Annotated in this window: 15 protein-coding genes and 2 pseudogenes; 8 read left to right on the forward strand and 9 right to left on the reverse strand. The window is 62.0% G+C overall.

What is annotated here, in order from left to right:
• Positions 1-21 precede the first annotated feature (21 nt).
• Positions 22-936 carry an SDR family oxidoreductase gene (locus tag QD408_RS19315; RefSeq protein ID WP_414140407.1) on the reverse strand — a complete coding sequence of 305 codons (915 nt, stop codon included), beginning with the start codon at positions 934-936 and terminating at the stop codon, positions 22-24.
• A 113-nt stretch (positions 937-1,049) separates the two neighbouring features.
• Here QD408_RS19315 and QD408_RS19320 point away from each other — a divergent pair, with 113 nt between their 5' ends.
• Positions 1,050-1,610, forward strand: a complete 561-nt coding sequence (locus tag QD408_RS19320) for a TetR family transcriptional regulator (RefSeq protein ID WP_414140408.1) — start codon at positions 1,050-1,052, stop codon at positions 1,608-1,610.
• A gap of 16 nt (positions 1,611-1,626) precedes the next feature.
• Here the strand turns inward: QD408_RS19320 and QD408_RS19325 are convergent.
• The 3 genes and pseudogenes from QD408_RS19325 to QD408_RS19335 all read right to left on the reverse strand — a co-directional run bounded on the left by QD408_RS19325 (position 1,627) and on the right by QD408_RS19335 (position 3,986).
• Positions 1,627-2,248, reverse strand: a pseudogene (locus QD408_RS19325) (exopolysaccharide biosynthesis protein).
• Positions 2,249-2,348: 100 nt separating this feature from the next.
• Positions 2,349-3,332: a TerC family protein gene (locus QD408_RS19330; RefSeq protein WP_414140409.1), complete on the reverse strand. Its 984-nt coding sequence runs from the start codon at positions 3,330-3,332 to the stop codon at positions 2,349-2,351.
• Between the two features lie 177 nt (positions 3,333-3,509).
• Entirely contained in the window at positions 3,510-3,986 is a 477-nt protein-coding gene (locus tag QD408_RS19335) for a YcgN family cysteine cluster protein (protein ID WP_414140410.1), read from the reverse strand.
• 189 nt (positions 3,987-4,175) lie between these two features.
• Here QD408_RS19335 and QD408_RS19340 point away from each other — a divergent pair, with 189 nt between their 5' ends.
• The 5 genes from QD408_RS19340 to QD408_RS19360 all read left to right on the forward strand — a co-directional run bounded on the left by QD408_RS19340 (position 4,176) and on the right by QD408_RS19360 (position 9,820).
• Positions 4,176-6,377 carry a transglycosylase domain-containing protein gene (locus QD408_RS19340; protein ID WP_414140411.1) on the forward strand — a complete coding sequence of 734 codons (2,202 nt, stop codon included), beginning with the start codon at positions 4,176-4,178 and terminating at the stop codon, positions 6,375-6,377.
• Between the two features lie 142 nt (positions 6,378-6,519).
• The gene (locus tag QD408_RS19345; RefSeq protein ID WP_414140412.1) at positions 6,520-7,107 is read left to right on the forward strand and encodes a DUF1214 domain-containing protein; all 588 of its coding nucleotides are present in this window, start codon (positions 6,520-6,522) and stop codon (positions 7,105-7,107) included.
• Positions 7,100-7,648, forward strand: a complete 549-nt coding sequence (locus QD408_RS19350; RefSeq protein ID WP_088682278.1) for a DUF1254 domain-containing protein — start codon at positions 7,100-7,102, stop codon at positions 7,646-7,648. The genes QD408_RS19345 and QD408_RS19350 overlap by 8 nt, the downstream gene beginning before the upstream one ends.
• Positions 7,649-8,314: 666 nt before the next feature.
• Entirely contained in the window at positions 8,315-8,521 is a 207-nt protein-coding gene (locus QD408_RS19355; RefSeq protein ID WP_088682277.1) for a hypothetical protein, read from the forward strand.
• A 249-nt stretch (positions 8,522-8,770) separates the two neighbouring features.
• Positions 8,771-9,820 carry a DUF2336 domain-containing protein gene (locus tag QD408_RS19360; protein ID WP_414140413.1) on the forward strand — a complete coding sequence of 350 codons (1,050 nt, stop codon included), beginning with the start codon at positions 8,771-8,773 and terminating at the stop codon, positions 9,818-9,820.
• Between the two features lie 126 nt (positions 9,821-9,946).
• On the opposite strand, the gene QD408_RS19365 is transcribed toward QD408_RS19360, so the two are convergent.
• From QD408_RS19365 to QD408_RS19380, 4 genes and pseudogenes are all read right to left on the reverse strand, one after another.
• Positions 9,947-10,294 carry a DUF1491 family protein gene (locus QD408_RS19365; RefSeq protein ID WP_414140414.1) on the reverse strand — a complete coding sequence of 116 codons (348 nt, stop codon included), beginning with the start codon at positions 10,292-10,294 and terminating at the stop codon, positions 9,947-9,949.
• 58 nt (positions 10,295-10,352) lie between these two features.
• Positions 10,353-11,799 (reverse strand): annotated as a pseudogene (locus tag QD408_RS19370) (methyl-accepting chemotaxis protein).
• Positions 11,800-11,923: 124 nt separating this feature from the next.
• The gene (locus QD408_RS19375) at positions 11,924-12,844 is read right to left on the reverse strand and encodes a peptidoglycan-binding protein (protein ID WP_414140415.1); all 921 of its coding nucleotides are present in this window, start codon (positions 12,842-12,844) and stop codon (positions 11,924-11,926) included.
• Positions 12,816-14,396 (reverse strand): sensor histidine kinase, encoded by a 1,581-nt coding sequence (locus QD408_RS19380; RefSeq protein WP_245313532.1) that lies wholly within the window; start codon positions 14,394-14,396, stop codon positions 12,816-12,818. Before QD408_RS19380 ends, QD408_RS19375 begins: the two co-directional genes overlap by 29 nt.
• 412 nt (positions 14,397-14,808) lie before the next feature.
• On the opposite strand from QD408_RS19380, the gene QD408_RS19385 reads away from it, so the two are divergent.
• Positions 14,809-15,303, forward strand: coding sequence for a DUF5330 domain-containing protein (locus QD408_RS19385; protein WP_414140416.1), 495 nt, complete (start codon positions 14,809-14,811; stop codon positions 15,301-15,303).
• 290 nt (positions 15,304-15,593) lie between these two features.
• The gene (locus tag QD408_RS19390; RefSeq protein WP_088682270.1) at positions 15,594-16,016 is read left to right on the forward strand and encodes a SufE family protein; all 423 of its coding nucleotides are present in this window, start codon (positions 15,594-15,596) and stop codon (positions 16,014-16,016) included.
• A gap of 273 nt (positions 16,017-16,289) precedes the next feature.
• Here QD408_RS19390 and QD408_RS19395 read toward each other — a convergent pair whose 3' ends face one another.
• Positions 16,290-16,721 carry a MucR family transcriptional regulator gene (locus tag QD408_RS19395; protein WP_008528845.1) on the reverse strand — a complete coding sequence of 144 codons (432 nt, stop codon included), beginning with the start codon at positions 16,719-16,721 and terminating at the stop codon, positions 16,290-16,292.
• Between the last annotated feature and the right edge of the window lie 290 nt (positions 16,722-17,011).

The raw sequence follows: 17,011 nt of genomic DNA on the forward strand, positions 1-17,011 counted from the left end.
AACGGCGTGTAACAGACGGCGTCACCGGTAACCCGTTACGTCGGCAGGTTTACCCGCCTCCTGGACTTCCACCATGTAGCGCCAGCAATCCGGCCGCGAACCATCGATGTCGTCAAAGCCGTAGACCTTGGCCATTCCGCCGCTCGACAGCGACTGACCGTTCCAGCGGGCGCGATCGGGATCGGCTGATATGGCCGCAATGGCGCGGCCGACGAAGCGCGGCGTTTCGGAAATGGCGAAGTGCGGCTGTACCTTCGTAGCGTCGCGCCAATTCTCTTCACGCACACCATAAGCATCCAGCATCATTTCGGAGCGCAGCCAGCCGGGTGTGATCGAAACGGCCGTGGCGCCATGTTTTGCCAAATCCTGCGCATGCGCCCAGGCCATGCGGGTGACGCTTGTCTTGACGAGATCATAGAAGGGCGAAAGCCGGTAGTGCGTGGCGTTGTACTCCGCCGTGCCGTCGGTCACTTCCACCAGCAGCCCGCCCGGCCGCTCGATCATCAGCGGCAGGGCGTAGTGGGCGGTGATCAGATGTGTCTCGATGCCGAGCCGCAACATGCGCAGGCCACTGTCCAGCGAATGTTCCCAGACGGCCTTGTCCCATTCGAACAGCTTCTCGCCGCCCCAGATGTCGTTGACGAGAATATCGAGCCGGCCGGCCTCGCCGCGAATACGGGCGACGAGCGCCTCGACTTGTTGCGGAACGAGATGATCCACCTGCACGGCAATGCCCTTGCCGCCTGCCGACGTCACCAGTTCGGCCGTTTCCTCGATCGTCTCCGGCCTGAGATATTCGGATTGCAGGGTGCGCGTGGTACGCCCGGTGACATAGACGGTGGCGCCGGCAGCACCCAGTTCCATCGCGATACCTCGGCCGGCGCCGCGCGTCGCACCGGCAACCAAAGCCACTTTGCCTCGCAAGTCCACTGTCACTTTTCCATCCTCCACGCTAGAACGTCCGTCATACCGATCGCCGGCTACGGCCGATCTCTATTGTATATAAACGAACGTTCGTTCATATTAATGATGAATGCAAGAGGAATTTCATGCCGCGCCGGCGCACCCTTTCCGATGAGCAGCTTCTCGCCATGGTGCTGGCCCTGATCCACGCCGAAGGGCCGGATGCGGCGACCTTTGCGGCGGTCGCCAAGGCAAGCGGCCTCTCCGGCTCGACACTGGTCCAGCGTTTCGCAACGAAGGCGGCGATGCTGCGCGCGGCACTGCTCCATGCCTGGGACAGGCTGGACGCGGAAACGGCACGGCTTGCCGAAACCGTGCCGAAGACCCCGGAAGGCGCCGTCGCGCTGCTCGTCGGCCTGTCGCAGGATTACGGCGACAATCCCGCCGCCTATGGCGAGGGATTGCTGGTGCTTCGCGAGGATTTTCGCGATCCGGTGCTGCGCGCCCGAGGCGCGGCCTGGGGAACGGCGCTGACGGCGGCGATCGCGCAATGCTTCGGCTCGGCGAAAGCGCCGGAGACCATCGCCCGGCTGATGCTGTCCCAATGGCAAGGTTCGCTTACCTGGTGGGGGTTCGGCCCGGAAGGACCAGTGGACGCCCATGTGGAAAAGGAACTGCGGCGCTTCCTCGCCGTGGTGAAGCTCTGACCCTGCTCCGCTGAGCCTAATAGGCTGTTACGATCATGGCCTGGATAAAATAAAGCAGAGCGGCGGTCACGCCGATGGTCACCGTTGTCAGCAGCAGCCCAATCAAGGTGACGAGCCCGTCACGCTCCATCAACGCAACGGCCAGGACCACCAGCGAAAATACCGGAAGGATATTGCCGAAGGGGATCGGCAGCGCGATTACCACCGCGAGCAGGAAGACCGGAATGCCGAGAAGCACCTGCACCCTCGGGCCTGTGAGCGCTTTCAGCCGGCCGGCACGGACCACCTTCTCCACCCGGGCAATGACGGGAACCGCGTGACGCACGACAAGGTCGAGCGCTGCCGGAGATACCTGGCGAAATGACGGCGGGCAGCCACACCTTCCGGCCGCCCGCGACGATCTGGAGGGAGACAAGCGCAAGCGCGGTGCCGAACACCATTCCGAACGGGCCGGGGATCGGCGTCAGCGCCGGGATTGCCAGGAAGAGGATGGTGAAGGCAATGCTGGTCCTGCCCATCGTTTCCAGCGCCTCGCCGATGGAGAGACTACCTTTCTCCCGGGCGAGCTCCAGCATCTCTCGGAGCCGCGCGCTGGCCATCCCTTGGGATGGCCGTGCACTTCCGTTTCGATCAGACATCATACAGTCCATTCCAACTGGTGGCGGTCACGCATCCAGGCCGGGCCGGCTCAGGATGCCGATAGCGGCTGCGCATTGCGGGTCTTCGGCTACAGCCCGCTCAAGCGGGCTGCTGGGGACCCCGCGTCTTGATGAGGCTCCAGACCACGCCCGAGGCAATGATGGCGAATGTGATCCCAAGCGACAGCGCGGCCGGGAATTTTTCCATACCCAGCAGATCGGCGAGGAAGATCTTCGAGCCGATGAAGATCAGCACGATGGCGAGCGCCGGCTTCAGGTAGCGGAAGCGATGGATCATCGCCGCGAGCGCGAAATAGAGGGCGCGGAGGCCGAGGATCGCGAAGATGTTCGAGGTGTAGACGATGAACGGATCCGTGGTGATGGCGAAGATCGCGGGAACCGAATCCACGGCGAAGATGACGTCGGCCACTTCGACCATGACGAGCGCCATGAAGAGCGGCGTGATGAACCAGGTCATCCTGCCCGTCTTCGGGTTTGCCTTTCTGACGAAGAACCGCTCGCCGTGATGTTCCTCGGTGACGTTGAATCGGCTGCGCATGAAGCGAACGAGCACGTTCTTCGAGACATCGGGCTCAGCCTCCTTGACGACCAGCATCTTGATGCCGGTCACGATCAGGAATGCGGCGAAGATATAGAGAAGCCAGGCGAATTCGGCGACCAGCGTCGCGCCGACACCGATCATGATGGCACGCAGCACGATGACGCCGAGAATGCCCCAGAAGAGCACACGATGCTGGTAGAGGCGCGGCACGGCGAAGAAGGAGAAAATCAGGGCGATGACGAAGACGTTGTCGAGCGCCAGCGTCTTTTCGACGACGAAGCCCGTCAGATAGGCAAGACCGGCATCGGAGCCGAGATACCACCACACCCAGCCACCGAAGGCGAGGCCAAGAGCGATATAGAGGGCAGAAAGCTTGATGCTTTCGCGGACGCCGATCTCCTTGTTCTGCTTATGAAGAATACCGAGGTCGAACGATAGAATGGCGATGACGAGGACGAAAAAGCTCGACCACATCCAGAGCGGCGTTCCCAGCCACTCGACGAACAAAAAAGAGAAATCCAAGGATGGTCCCCTGTCGGCACTGGTTGTCGGAAAAGAGGTCCGACATCGCAAGAGTGCCGAAGCTCTCGCCAGAGGGGCCCGGACCAGCGGGTCGCACCCCAGATGGGATCCCGCTTTTCGATAATCAAGCGGCGGGCAGCGCCAATTTTACGGCGCACGGAGACAAGGGCCGCGAGATCAATCCTCCGGATCATCCTTATCCTCGCCGACCGTCAGCGGCCAATCGACGACGTAATCCTCGAGATCGTCGATATCGATCTCGTTTTCGTTGATCGTGCGCCCCCGCGCGGAAATGCCGGCGGCATGGACGGTTTCGGGATCGCCGGAAACGAGCGGATGCCACCAATAGAGATCGCGGCCCTCGCTGACCAGCCGGTAGCCGCAGGTGGGCGGCAGCCAGGCGATTTCAGGCACGTTCTCCTTCGTCAGCTGCACGCAATCCGGCACGAAATCCCAGCGGTTCTCATAGCTGGAGCAACGACAGCTTTCGCCGTCGAGCAGCTTGCAGCGGACGGAGGTGAAATAGATGTCGCCGCTCTCCCATTCCTCGAGCTTGTTGAGGCAACAGAGGCCGCAGCCGTCGCAGAGGCTCTCCCATTCGGCGGCGGTCATTTCGGCAAGAGTCTTGCTCTTCCAGAAGGGCAGATCGTTCATCGTCCGTTTCTTGCAACAGCGGCCCGCAAATTCACGTGACCGCTCCCGTATCTCTCTTGTTATCGGCTGAGAAATCAATCAATTCTTCAGCATGCCCCTGATATCGGAGGAACCTCTCCCGATACCGGAGAGCTTTTCGGCCCCATGGGCCTCGCGCTTTCTTCGCTTTCCGGCGACCGGACATGAGCGATGCGCGATCAGGCGGGAATACAGGACGTGCAGGATCCGGACAAGCCAGAAAACGGGCCAGGAAAAGAGACGGCAGATGCGGCGGCCAAGCGGCCGGCGAAAAAACGTCACATCCTGCTGCGCATCGATTCGTGGATCGATTCGACCGTCTGGAACGCCGGCTTCCGCGCCGGCGAGATCTGGGAAGACACCACCATCTTCTTCCGCCGCTTCCGCGTGCGGGGCTGGAAGCGCATGGTCTTCGAACTTGCCGGCGAAGGGCTGACGCTCGGGGCGGCCGGCTCGGTGCTGATGCTGCTGCTCGCCCAGCCCGCCTTCGAAGCGACCAAGGAAGACTGGCGCAACCGCGGCGATTTCGCCGTCACCTTCACCGACCGCTACGGCAACGTCATCGGCCATCGCGGCGTCATTCACCAGAATTCCGTGCCGATCGACGAGCTGCCGGATTCCTTGATCAAATCGGTGCTTGCCACCGAAGACCGGCGCTTCTTCGACCATTTCGGCATCGACGTCATCGGCCTCTTCCGCGCGATGGTCACCAACGCCCAGGCCGGCGAAGTCGTCCAGGGCGGCTCGACGCTGACCCAGCAGCTCGCCAAGAACCTCTTCCTTTCCAACGAGCGCTCGATCGACCGCAAGATCACCGAGGCCTTCCTGGCGCTGTGGCTCGAAGCGAACCTCTCCAAGAAAGAAATCCTCTCCACCTATCTCGACCGCGCCTATATGGGCGGCGGCACCTTTGGCGCTGCGGCAGCCGCTCAGTTCTATTTCGGCAAGAACATCACCGACGTGAACCTTGCCGAATCCGCCATGCTCGCCGGCCTCTTCAAGGCGCCGGCGAAATATGCGCCGCATGTCAACCTGCCGGCGGCGCGCGCGCGCGCCAACGAGGTGCTGACCAATCTGGTGCAGAGCGGGCTGATGACCGAAGGCCAGGTGATCGCCGCTAGGCGCAGCCCGGCGACCGTCGTCGACCGCAACGAGGTTGAATCGCCCGATTTCTTCCTCGATTGGGCTTTCGACGAGGTACAGCGGCTTTCGCCGCGCTTCCACCAGCATTCGCTGATCGTGCGCACGACGATCGACATGGGCATCCAGAAGGCCGCCGAGGATTCGGTCGAGACGTCGCTGCGCGAATATGGCGAGGCCTATCACGCCAAGCAGGGCGCCATGGTGATGATCGAAAACGGCGGCGCCGTGCGCGCCATGGTCGGCGGACGGGATTACGGCGAGAGCCAGTTCAACCGCGCCACCAAGGCGCTGCGCCAGCCGGGCTCCTCCTTCAAGGTCTACACCTATGCAGTGGCGATGGAGAGCGGGATGACGCCGCAGACGACGATCGTCGATGCGCCGATCTACTGGGGCAATTGGAGCCCGCACAATTATGCCAATCGCTATGTCGGCCGTATCACGCTCGAAACCGCGATCGCCCAGTCGATCAACACGATCCCGGTGCGGCTAGCCAAGGAGAAGCTCGGTATCCAGCCGATCCGGGCCATGGCCAAGAACCTCGGCGTCGAAACGCCGATCCGCGACGACGTCACCATCCCGATCGGGACGTCAGAGGTGACGGTGCTCGATCAGGCGACCGCTTATGCCACCTTCCCGGCCGGCGGCTACCAGTCGCGCCGCCACGGCATCACTCAGGTCCTCGATTACGATGGCGACGTGCTCTATGATTTCGACCGCGACGAGCCGGCGCCGAAACGGGTGCTGTCGGAACAGGCCGACGCCTATATGAACCAGATGCTGTCGCGCGTTCCCTATGTCGGCACGGCGCGAAAGGCGGCGCTCGACAACGGCATCCTGACGGCGGGCAAGACCGGCACGACCCAGGCCTATCGCGACGCCTGGTTCGTCGGCTTCACCGGCAACTACACCTGCGCCGTCTGGTTCGGCAATGACGACTACACCTCAACCAACGAGATGACCGGCGGCTCGCTGCCGGCGATGACCTTCAAGCGCGCCATGGACTATGCCCATCAGGGTGTGACGCTGCGCGCCATTCCCGGCGTCGAAAACCCCCTGCCCTCGGAAAAGGATGCCGCCAAGACCGTCGCCGCCAAGCCGCAGGACGGATTGCCGCAACTCATCCGACCGCGCATGCTCTCGGTTCCATCCACCACCATCCTCAAGGATCTCGGCGAGAAGCTGAAAGAGGCAGCACCTCTCACGCCGCAGAAGGTGGCGAGCGCCGGATAGTCGGCGCCGCCTGGTCCCCAGGCAAGCATTCGTGCGCGCCGCGTGACCGTGGATTGATTGGCGTCCATGTCGTCGCATGGCATTCCACCCTGCCAGAATCAGTGGTAACCCTTTCATCCGATGTGGTTTCCAAGGTTTTGACGTGTTTCGATTCCCCCTTTTCATCCTGATCACGCTGATCGTCGCCTTCGGCGGCGGGATCATGATCACGCAGTATGCGCTGGATGCGACACAGGGTTTCGGCGCCATCAAGCTCGGCGCCTGGGAAGCCTTTCCGGCATTGCAGACGGTGGACGCCGACCCTTACGCCAAGTCGCACCGGGCGCGCGCCGGCAAGCTGCTCTACGGCAGCGCGGAAGGGCTAACTTTTACGGCGAGCGTCGACGACGACGGCGCGCGGCTGAATGCCGGCTGCCGCTACCGCCTCAGCGGGCAGACGCCGCCTGCCCGGCTCTGGACGCTCTTTACCGCCGACAATGGCGGCAATCCGGCGGCGGTGAAGACCGGGCTTCCCTCGGCACTGAATTCCTGGACGGTGCTGCGCCAGCCCGACAGCAGCTTCTCGATCGAGATCTCAGCCGTCGCGCAGCCGGGCAATTGGCTGGCGCTGCCGCAGGCCGGCACCTTCCGGCTCGTGCTGACGCTGTTCGACACGCCGACCGCCGGCAGTTCCGGCGTGATCGATCTCGCCATGCCGAAGCTCACCAAGACCGGATGCGGCAATGCTTAGAATCATATTCGCCGTTCTCACCGGCCTTTTCGGCGCAGCGCTGCTGCATCTCGTCATCATCCTCTCGCTGCCGCACTTCACCGGCAGGGATGCGGCGACCCGCGTGGAGGCAGAAGGCGACCTCAATAATTTCTACCTGCTGAGCGGCCAGTATGACGAGGCAGGCCTCGCCAACGGCGATCCTTTCGTGCGCACTGCCGTCTGCTCCTTCGACGTCGAAGATGCGCCGGTGCACTTCACCGCCAGGGGCAATGTGCCCTTCTGGTCGATCGCGATTTACGACAGCGCCTCCAACGAGGTCTTCAGCATGAACGACCGGACATCGGTCGGCGGCGCGCTCGATGTGCTGGCGGGCGGCCCGATCCAGCTGACGGACCTTCGCAAGAACCTGCCGCAGGAACTGCAGCAGACGATCCTGGTGGAGATGGCGCGGCCGGACGGTTATGCCGTGCTGCGGACGCTGGCGCCGCAGGCAAGCTTCGATGAAGCCGCGCGGAACTTCCTCACGGAAGCCGGCTGCGAACAGTTCACCACGCGCTGAGGTTGAAAGCGCGTTACTTTTTATTGACGCGCGGCTGAGGCGCCGGGCGACGCTTCGGGCTCTCGGCCAGCCGCTCATAGCGGACGCCGGTGAACCAAAGGATCTTGGCTTCGCGGGGCTCTTTATCCGGGCGACGCGGCGCCCGCGGCCGCCGATCCGCCAATGCGACTACTATTGCCATTCTCGTCTCCATGCACTGCCCGAGACGGATGAACTTGCGATGGATTTCACCCTGCCCGCCAATCTGCGGGCCGACGCGTCCTGCGGCGCCGGGATCACCGGACCGAGGGCATTCGCGCCTTTCCCACGGCACCTGACTGAAATACCGTGATGCGGAGTTTCAACGATCCAGTTACTCAAATCGCGTCGTTCCTATCCGAATTGAGACACACGATAGTTAACAGTTTCCTAATGTTCGACTGAAGCCAAACACCGGTTCACCTGATTTTCTTGTAACGCTCGGACAGTTGTTTTGGTTTCACGCCGCCCGCACAAAAGCGCGAACGGAGACAAAGTATAAAATCAGAAGAAATTCATAGAGTTGGCGACAATGCCGCTGTTATCTCGCGTTGCACGGACAGCTGTTGCAAATATACGTCACGAAAATATTCATTGCGGCTCAGACCGATCAGCGTATCTTCGTGATGTCGATGCGGAGGGCAGGCTGTGTCTTTGCTCGTGAATTCATCTTTCTCATCCCAGGATTTCGACGTGCTGTGCAGCGCGCTGGACGCCTGGTGCACGGAACGGCACATCGATATCGTCAGCGTCGAGGCTCAGTCTGCGGCATCGACAGCACTCGACCTCTATCAGGCCGGTTACGACAGCCGCGAAAAGCTGCTGCACGCCCTGCGCGATCACAGGAAAGCCTGAACCATTTCCACCGTTGCATCGCGAATGCACGATCATCGCGACGCCTTTCAAAACAAAACCATTCGCATTGCCGGCTAATCATTTGGCAACACGCAGCGCGTGTATCTTTCTGTTGCATTTTAATAAAATCTTCAGCATGCATTAACCGTACCGGTGTAGGATTTGTTCATAACCGTGTGGCCCGGCATGCGTTCCGCCAGCGCATGTCGATCCCTGGTTCCCCTTGTTCCGCGTTTTCAGGGTGTTCTTGTGCGTGACCGGTTTCGAGACCTAGAAGGCCCGTTGGCCGTCAGGAAAAAGGACGTGGTATTGATGGCGACCGTCAGCAGTTTCGAGAATCTGTCTCACCCGACACGATCCGAACTGCGCCAGTTCGCCGAGCTTTTCACGCCGTTGTTCCAGGCCTCCTCCGACGAGGCCAAGCGCCAGGCGGTGGCCGCCCTGTCTCAATGCGATCACATACCGGCGGCCGTGGCGCTGTTCATCGGCAGCCAGCCGATCGAAATCGCGGCGCCCTTCATTGCGGCCTCCAAGGCAATCGCCGACGAGACGCTGATCACCATCGCGCGCACCCAGGGCAAGGACCACGTCAAGGCGATCGTCAGCCGTGATTCGCTTTCGCCGAAGGTCATCGATGCATTGGTGGCGTTGCGCCAGGCCGGCCCGCGGGCAGCAGCCACGGTCACTCAACTCGCCGAGCCTCCGGTAGTGCCGCTTGCGCCGATCCCGGTGGAGACCAATGAGGCGGAGGCGCTCGAGGAACAACGGGTCGCCAATGAAGAGGCGCTGCGCGAGCGCATCCTTGGCCTTGCCGGCCATCTCGGCCGCAGCGACGACGACAGGCTCGGCCTGCGCACGCTCACCGACATTCAGGAAGCGCTGCTGGTGCGCTTTGCCCGCTCGCGCGAAGCCATGCATTTCGCAACAGCGCTTGCCGATGCCCTGTCCGCCAGCCGCTGGCTTGCCGAGCGCATCATGCTCGATCTTTCCGGCCAGCAGCTCGCCACCACGCTGACGAGCCTCGGCATGGGCTTCCTCGATGCCGTCTTCGTGCTCGAAAAGCTCTATCCGCATCTTGCCGAGCCGCAGCACAACGTCACACGCGGCTGGATGGTGCTCGATGCGCTGGATCCGGAAGAATGCCACGAACGGGTCGAAGCCTGGCGGCGCGCCGATCGCTACACGTACAAGCCCGAGGCGCCCGCTGCACCCGCAACTGAGGAAGCGGCCAACTATCGCTTCATCCGCCAGACGCCGCAGCAGCGCGACATGCGCGTCCTGGGGCGGCGGTCACGCTAAACTAAAGCGCGTCGCGATCTTTCAGATTCGCTCCTTGCGCTTTAGATCTTTGTTTTTAAGCATGTCGTTATCGCAAAACCGTCGCACACTTTTGCGCGACATGCTCTAACGCACGCCTTCGACCCGTCAGCCGCCATCCCTCGCGAGCGGGATCAGGTCGCCCAGTTCCTCCGCCTCCAGCTCGACGATCCAGAGATCGGGGTCGAACTTGCGTTCGCGCTCCAGCATCGCCCGCACCGCTTCCGGCTTGGTGCGCAGCAGGCGGATCTCGAACAGGCGGTTGCCGGTCTGCTCATCGCCAAAGGCGGTCTGCGGCGCCGGCGCATAGAGCGTCTCCAGGCCATCGCGGAAGTGCTGGCGGATGAAGATCGCACCCGCTTCCTCCGCGCCCTTTTTCTCCACGGCGGCGAAATCGCCGCTGGCGAAGACGCGGCGCAGGAGGGCGGAAACGAAAATGTCGGCGCGCAATCTCATTGGCGCGGTATAGACCGGCGCGCGGGCGGCGGCAATCCGGGGCTGGCTTTGATCCGCGTCAGACCTTGACCGCCAGCCGCAAGCCTCCCCAATGCCGCCCCCGGACGGTGATCGGAGCCGAGATATCCTTCATCATCACGAAATTGCCGCCGCCCATGTCGCGCCTGTAGGTCTGGACCAGAAATGGCGCGGTGCTGCGGCCGGCGGCAAGGCCGACACGATCGGCGAAGATGCGGCGGTTGCGGCAATTGGCGGTGTTCCAGACGGTGTCGCCGGGCCGTTGCGGCTGGGAAAATTTCCGGTTATGGGTCGGGAGGTAGCCGTTCTCGTCGATCGCAGCGCAGAAGGCGATGCGCTCGTCCGCGGCGACGACCGGTTCCTGGATCGGCGGCAGCAGGCGGTCGGCAAGTTCGGTAAAGGCCGCCATCACCTGTGCCGGATCGCTACCGGGAATCGGGCGGTAGCGCCGGTCGAAGAGAGCGTCGAGGCCGATCTGGCCTTCGGCAACGGCGCGTTCGAAAGCGCCGGAAATCTGCCTTGCCACCGATTGCGCCTCCTCGATCCAATGACTGTCGGCGGTCTTGACGCCGGCGCTCGCCGTCAGCTGAATTAGGGTTTCGGAAAGGCCGACGACGCTGTCGACACGTGTGGCGGCCTGCTGCAGCCTGACATTCGAGCCGGCGACTTCGGCTGACATATCGCTGAGCGTCTGGACGAATCCGGCGCATTGCTGGTCGACCGCCTCAGTGGTGTTGGCCATCACGGTCGAACTGTCGAGGATGCGGGTAATGACATTTTCCATGCTGTCGAAGGCTCCACGCATCGCCTCCGACTTGTCGCGCACGCCGGCGGCGCTCTTGCGCGCGTCGCTGCCGGCGACCGACAGCCGATCGATCTTCACGCGCAGTTCGTCCAGCGTGTCCTGGATGGAGCCGGTCGCCTTCGACGTCTGCAGCGACAGGGCACGAACTTCGGCGGCGACGACCGCAAAACCCTTGCCCGCATCGCCGGCGCGTGCGGCCTCGATTGCGGCGTTCAGCGCCAGCAGGTTGGTCTGGCGCGCAATGGTGCTGATCTCCTCGGCGACCTTGTCCACATCGGCAAGCGATTTCGAAAAACCGGCGATTTCGGTGCCGATCTCATTGGAGGACTGAACCATGTGGCCGATCTCGGCGACCGAACCGGACAGGCGGTCGGCCGATTCCTTCAGCATGTGGCGGGCCTCGGCCGCCGTATGGTCTGTCTCGCGCAGCGAGACGGCCACCGCGCGGTTGGTCTCGGCAATCGCAAGCGCGGTGCGGGTAACGTTGTCGAAGGCAGAGGCATGCCTGGCCGACATCGCCGCCATGTCCTGAATGGCGCCGGCGATGTCGACGAGATCGATGCCAAGGGTGGAGGCCTCTTCGGCAAGGCGCAACAGAATATGGCGCAAAGCGTCGGGGTCAGGCCCTCCCGCCTCGGCCGCCGCCTCTCCGGCGATCGTCTATCGCCTTCAGCGCATGCATGACCGACGTTCCCCCGCCTCAATCAGAAAAGCTTCCGGCAACATGGTTAACAAGTTGCAAACGGCAGCTGCGTCTTAGACTTAGGTTGTAGGACAAGGCCAAGGCGCGACTGCGCGTTTTGGAGCTAGATCGCGCCGATTTCCTTGAGTTTCTTCAGCACCGCCTCGTTCGGTTCGCCGTTCTCGGGCAGATTATAGTGCTTCTGGAAATGGCGGATGGCCGCGCGGGTCTGCTCTCCGGCGACGCCATCGACGCCGACATTGGCATAGGCCATGTTGGAGAGGCCCTTCTGGATTTTCAGCACCAGATCGACATTGGCGATTTCGCTTGATGGAACCTGTTTTACAGCCGACGGGGCCGTCTTGATCGTCTTTTCGGCGCTGCGGATCGCCGCTGCGACCGGATCTTCCGACGACGCCTTCGAACTCACATCCTCGAGCGGCTTTTCGGCGGGCACGGTCGTCGGGCCGGCGGCATCCGTTTTCAGAGCCGCAAGAACCTCGGGCGTCGCGTCGCCGCTTTGGGCCATGCCGACGGTTTCTTCGAAGAAAAGGATGGCCGCACTGGTGCGGGGGCCGATGATCCCGTCCGGCGTGCCGCTATAGAGACCGCGGCGCACCAGTTGCTGCTGGATGTCCATGACGAGCTGGCTCGGCTGCTGGCCGGCTGCTGCCGGCGCCGGCGTCGCATTGGTGGTGGCTCCATCCTCCGGCCGTTCGATCCGGAAGGTGGTGACGTCGCCCTGCGGCTCCTCGGCCGGACGGCGGGCGCCGAGCACGTTTGGAGACTGCGGGTCGCGGGTACGGAAAATCGGATGCGGATGCAGGCCGGGCTGATACCAGAGCGCGTTGGCGGCGACGAAGGAGAAGATGACGGCGAAGGCGATCGTGCCGCCGGCGACGGACGGATTGCGGCCGATGACACCGCCGAGCACGGTCGCGCCCTGCAGGCTAAGGCCACCGAGGGCGGCCGCACCTGTCATCAAAAGGCCCGGCTGCTGCCGTCCCTTTTTCCCCTTAGGCGATTTTCGCTTGCGCGCGGCCATCGAAAAGCCCCTCTTCCACTTCTGCGCCGGTATTGACCGCGCCCTTCAGCCGCGGTGGAAACTCGACAGTTGCGCCATGGCCGGCTTCATCGGCGCGCGTGGCGCCCGAGCCGTCCGCTGCGATCTCGATGGTGATGATCGTGCCCTCGCCCGGCTGGCTGGCGATAGCGAAGTTTCCGCCATGCAGCGACACCAGCCCCTTGACCAGCGAGAGGCCGAGACCGGTGCCTTCGAAGCGGCGGGTGTAGTCGTTCTGGATCTGGACGAAGGGCTGGCCGAGCAATGCCAGCTTGTCGGCCGGGATGCCGATGCCGGTATCGCTGACCGTCAGCTTCAGGATGCCGTCGCGCACCGCCGCATCGATGGAGACGACGCCGCCGGCTTCCGTGAACTTCACGGCATTGCCGACGAGATTGATGAGAATCTGCTGGATGGCGCGCTGATCGGCGACGATCTCGCCGAGGCCGCGCTGGATGCGGCTCGTCAGGGTGACGCCCTTGGTCTTGGCCTGCAATGCCAGCATCGATTCGCAGGATTTGACGGAGCTCGATATATCGAAGGCTTCCAGGATCAGCTCGTAGCGGCCGGCTTCGATCTTGCTCATGTCGAGCATGGTGTTGACGACGGACAAGAGATGCGCGCCGGATTCACGGACCAGGCCGACATATTCGCGCTGGCGGTCGTTTTCGAACTTGCCGAAATATTCGCCAATCAGGATATCGGAAAAGCCGAGAATGGCGTTCAGTGGCGTGCGCAGCTCATGGCTGACCGCAGCAAGGAAGCGCGATTTGGCGTCGTTTGCGGATTCGGCATCGGCCGCGCGGTTCTGGGCTTCGTCACGCAGCTGCTGCTCGACGGAGACATCGCGCAATTGGGCGACGACAGCGGCAAGCTCGCCATCAGCGTCGCGCCGCGCGGTCATATCCATTCTCAGATGTGCGAACTGGCGCTGGCCGCGTCCGACGGAAGGCCGGTCGAGCCGCAGGTCGACGCTTGCTGCGTCCTCGCCCCGGCGCAGGCTATCGAGCGACTGGAGGAAAAGGATACGGTCGGAGACGTGTACCTGCTCAAAGAAGCCTCTACCCCGGGGATCGCGCATCCAGGCGAGGAAGTCGCAGTGGTCACGGCCACCGACCGTCACCACACTGCCCTGCGGGTCGAGGAAAAAGACGAGGCCGGGAGTCACCGCGAGGAGGAAATCCTCGGCCGACTGGGTGGCGATGCCGGCGGGCGAACCCTGGCGGGCGAGCGCGATGCTTCCGACGGCGGAAAAGAGAAAGGCGGCGCAAACCATGGCGACACCCGCCGGCAGGGCGACGGCCGGGCTGGTGACGGTCGACAGGCCGATCGGAGCGGCCACGAGAGCGGCCGAGGAGAGCAGGACGAGGCGGCGCAGGATGGCGAGCTCGCGTTGGCGCACGGCTTCGCCGCCTCCCGTCCGGGAAAGCCAGCTTGTCGCCGCCCGGTCTACGAGGGCTGTCATCCAGCCGCCAATGTTACCCAATACACGCACGCAATACCCGCCGAAAAGGCTGTCTGTTGATCCGGACAATAGGCCTTGGCGGCTTAAGGAAAGGATAAGGCAAAAGCCCTCTTCACAGCCTGAAAGAGCCGAAATTCCCGTTTTGAGGCATCTGGCAGGCTCTTTGCTTTTTGTGGTTAATAGCGGGTAAGCAGCGGATTTCCTTCATATTTCAGCATAGTGTTAACTCTTGTGGCAAGGCGAGTTCGCAAAAGCCGTGCAATTGCAAGCAGGTGCTGCCTTGATGCTTAACGGCGATCGCTCGCATTCGACTAAAATCCGGCTCAAATCTCATTCGCTAAAATTTGAATTAAATTTGCCGCAAATGCGCGTGAGTTTCGAAAAGCGGCATTCGCAACTTGGCGATAGGGTGAAAACACACCGGACAACCGGCCTGATTCGGCGACAAGACCGGACGGGACAAACAGGATGGGCAACGACAATGTGGTTTCTGATCAAAGGATCCTTCTGGTTTGGACTTGTGCTCGTGCTTCTTTCCGTCTTCAGCACGGAAAGTTCCGACAAGCTCGCCAGCGGCCCGCAACTGCAGCTTTCCGACGCGTTTACGGCGGCAAGCGGCGCCTATGACTATCTGACAGGCATGTGCTCGGAAAAACCCGAGGTCTGCGTCAAGGGCGCCGAGACTTTCACCGCCCTCGGCTACCGGGCCCGCGAAGGCGCCCGCGTTGCCTACGAACTGCTCGACAGCCAATTCCAGGACGAGGCGCCGGCGACCGCGAAGCTTGCCGAGGCGCAGGCTCCGGCGACGCTTGCCATGCCCTCTCTCGCCGCGCCTTCGATCCAGGAGAAGGTGCGCGAGGCAAAGGCAGCCCTCAACCAGCCGATGCCTTACCGTCCGCCGGTCGACGACGGCGATACGGCCGAGACGGTAGTGACCGGCGCTATCCCGCTGCCGACGCCGAAGCCGGCCATCTGACGAAATTTCTGCGGCCGCTCTAACCTTTTGGATTTAGCGTACCGTTTCTCCAGCTTGCATCGGTGGTCCGCATGACGCGGAAATGCCCCATGCCTGACGTGCCTGCCCTGTTTCAATTCAGCATGTTGCTGCGCCGTGAGGATGCCCATCCCTCACGGCGTTCTTTTTTAACGGTTCAAATCCGCCGGTCTTTCACCTATATGCACTTTAGAAGCATTTCCTGACGCATTCCGGACGCAAAACCGCTGCGCACTTTTGCTGGGACTGCTTGAACGGTGAAAGGCTTTTCCATGGCATCCCTCGACCAGATCATCGACGACTTCACTTTCCTGGACGATTGGGAAGACCGCTACCGCTATGTCATCGAACTCGGCAAGGCATTGCCCGAATTGGCCGAGGAAAAGCGCACCTCCGAGAACAAGGTGATGGGCTGCGCCAGCCAGGTTTGGCTGGTGACGCATACGACGGGCGATCCCGACAATCCCATCATGAGCTTCGAGGGTGATTCGGACGCCCATATCGTGCGCGGCTTGGTCGCCATCGTGCTCGCCACCTATTCCGGCAAGCCGGCGTCCGAGATCGCCGGCCTCGACGCCTTCGAGATCTTCTCGAGGATAGGCCTCGTGGAAAACCTGTCGTCACAGCGCTCGAACGGTCTGCGGTCGATGGTGAACAGAATCAGGGAAGAGGCAAGGGTCCGGGCGGCGGCTTGAAGCGATTGCGTCCGGCCTGATTTGAGAGCCCTCCGCAGAGGATCGATTCGGACCTGCCGGCCGCGATGAGTATATTAACACTTGCTGATAGTACAGGAATACATTCTACGCCTTGCGCCAAAGCTTAAGGCTGGCCTCTCCCACTATCCTGCCGTTCATGCGATTCGTTGCGGCAGGGCACGAAATACTGGAGCGATTATTTTCCGTCCTGAATGCATACAAAAAAGCCGGGCATAGGACCCGGCTTTTGTCTTTGGTGGCTTTCGAAAAAGCTCAGCCGCGGCCGCGCTTGCGGCGCTGCCCGAGGCCCATCTCCTTTGCGAGGCGCGAACGCGCTTCGGCATAAGCGGGCGCTACCATCGGGTAGTCGGTCGGCAGGTCCCACTTCTCACGATATTCCTCCGGCGAGAGGCTGTGATGCGTCATCAGGTGGCGCTTGAGGGACTTGAAATTACCGCCGCATTCCAAACACGTGATCTGCTCGTCCTGCACGGACTTGCGGACAGAAACTGCAGGCTTCTGCTTTTCGACGATCGCCGCAGCGGGCTGCGGTACGGACGTGTTGCTCAATGCCGAATGCACGTCGGAAATCAGATTGGCCAGGTCACTGACCGGGACAACATGGTTGCTGACATAAGCCGCGACGATGTCGGCCGTCAGTTCCACAAGCAGCTCCGGCCCATTGCCGGTCGCTATATCCGTCATATTCTTTCTCCTGTTAGCATGCTCAAACGGTCTTTGACTGACACGTCAAAGACCCGCCTCGTAGAAGCGAACAGCAAAAGCACAGGAAACGACTTCTGTTCCGAAAAACGCGAATCCACCCCTAGATTCCGAAGAGCGAGACCTGTTCTTATACTGCCTGATGGAAAGCCACTACGTCATGCCCCAGGCGATGGCCTCAGTTAGACATTAAAAATCAAAACTGAGGGACTTGGAAGCAGTACGATTGTCATTCACAATCAGAACTCTACTTGCATTTTCAAATACCATCG

The sequence above is a fragment of the Rhizobium sp. BR 249 genome, from assembly GCF_047445895.1.
Classification (GTDB): domain Bacteria; phylum Pseudomonadota; class Alphaproteobacteria; order Rhizobiales; family Rhizobiaceae; genus Rhizobium.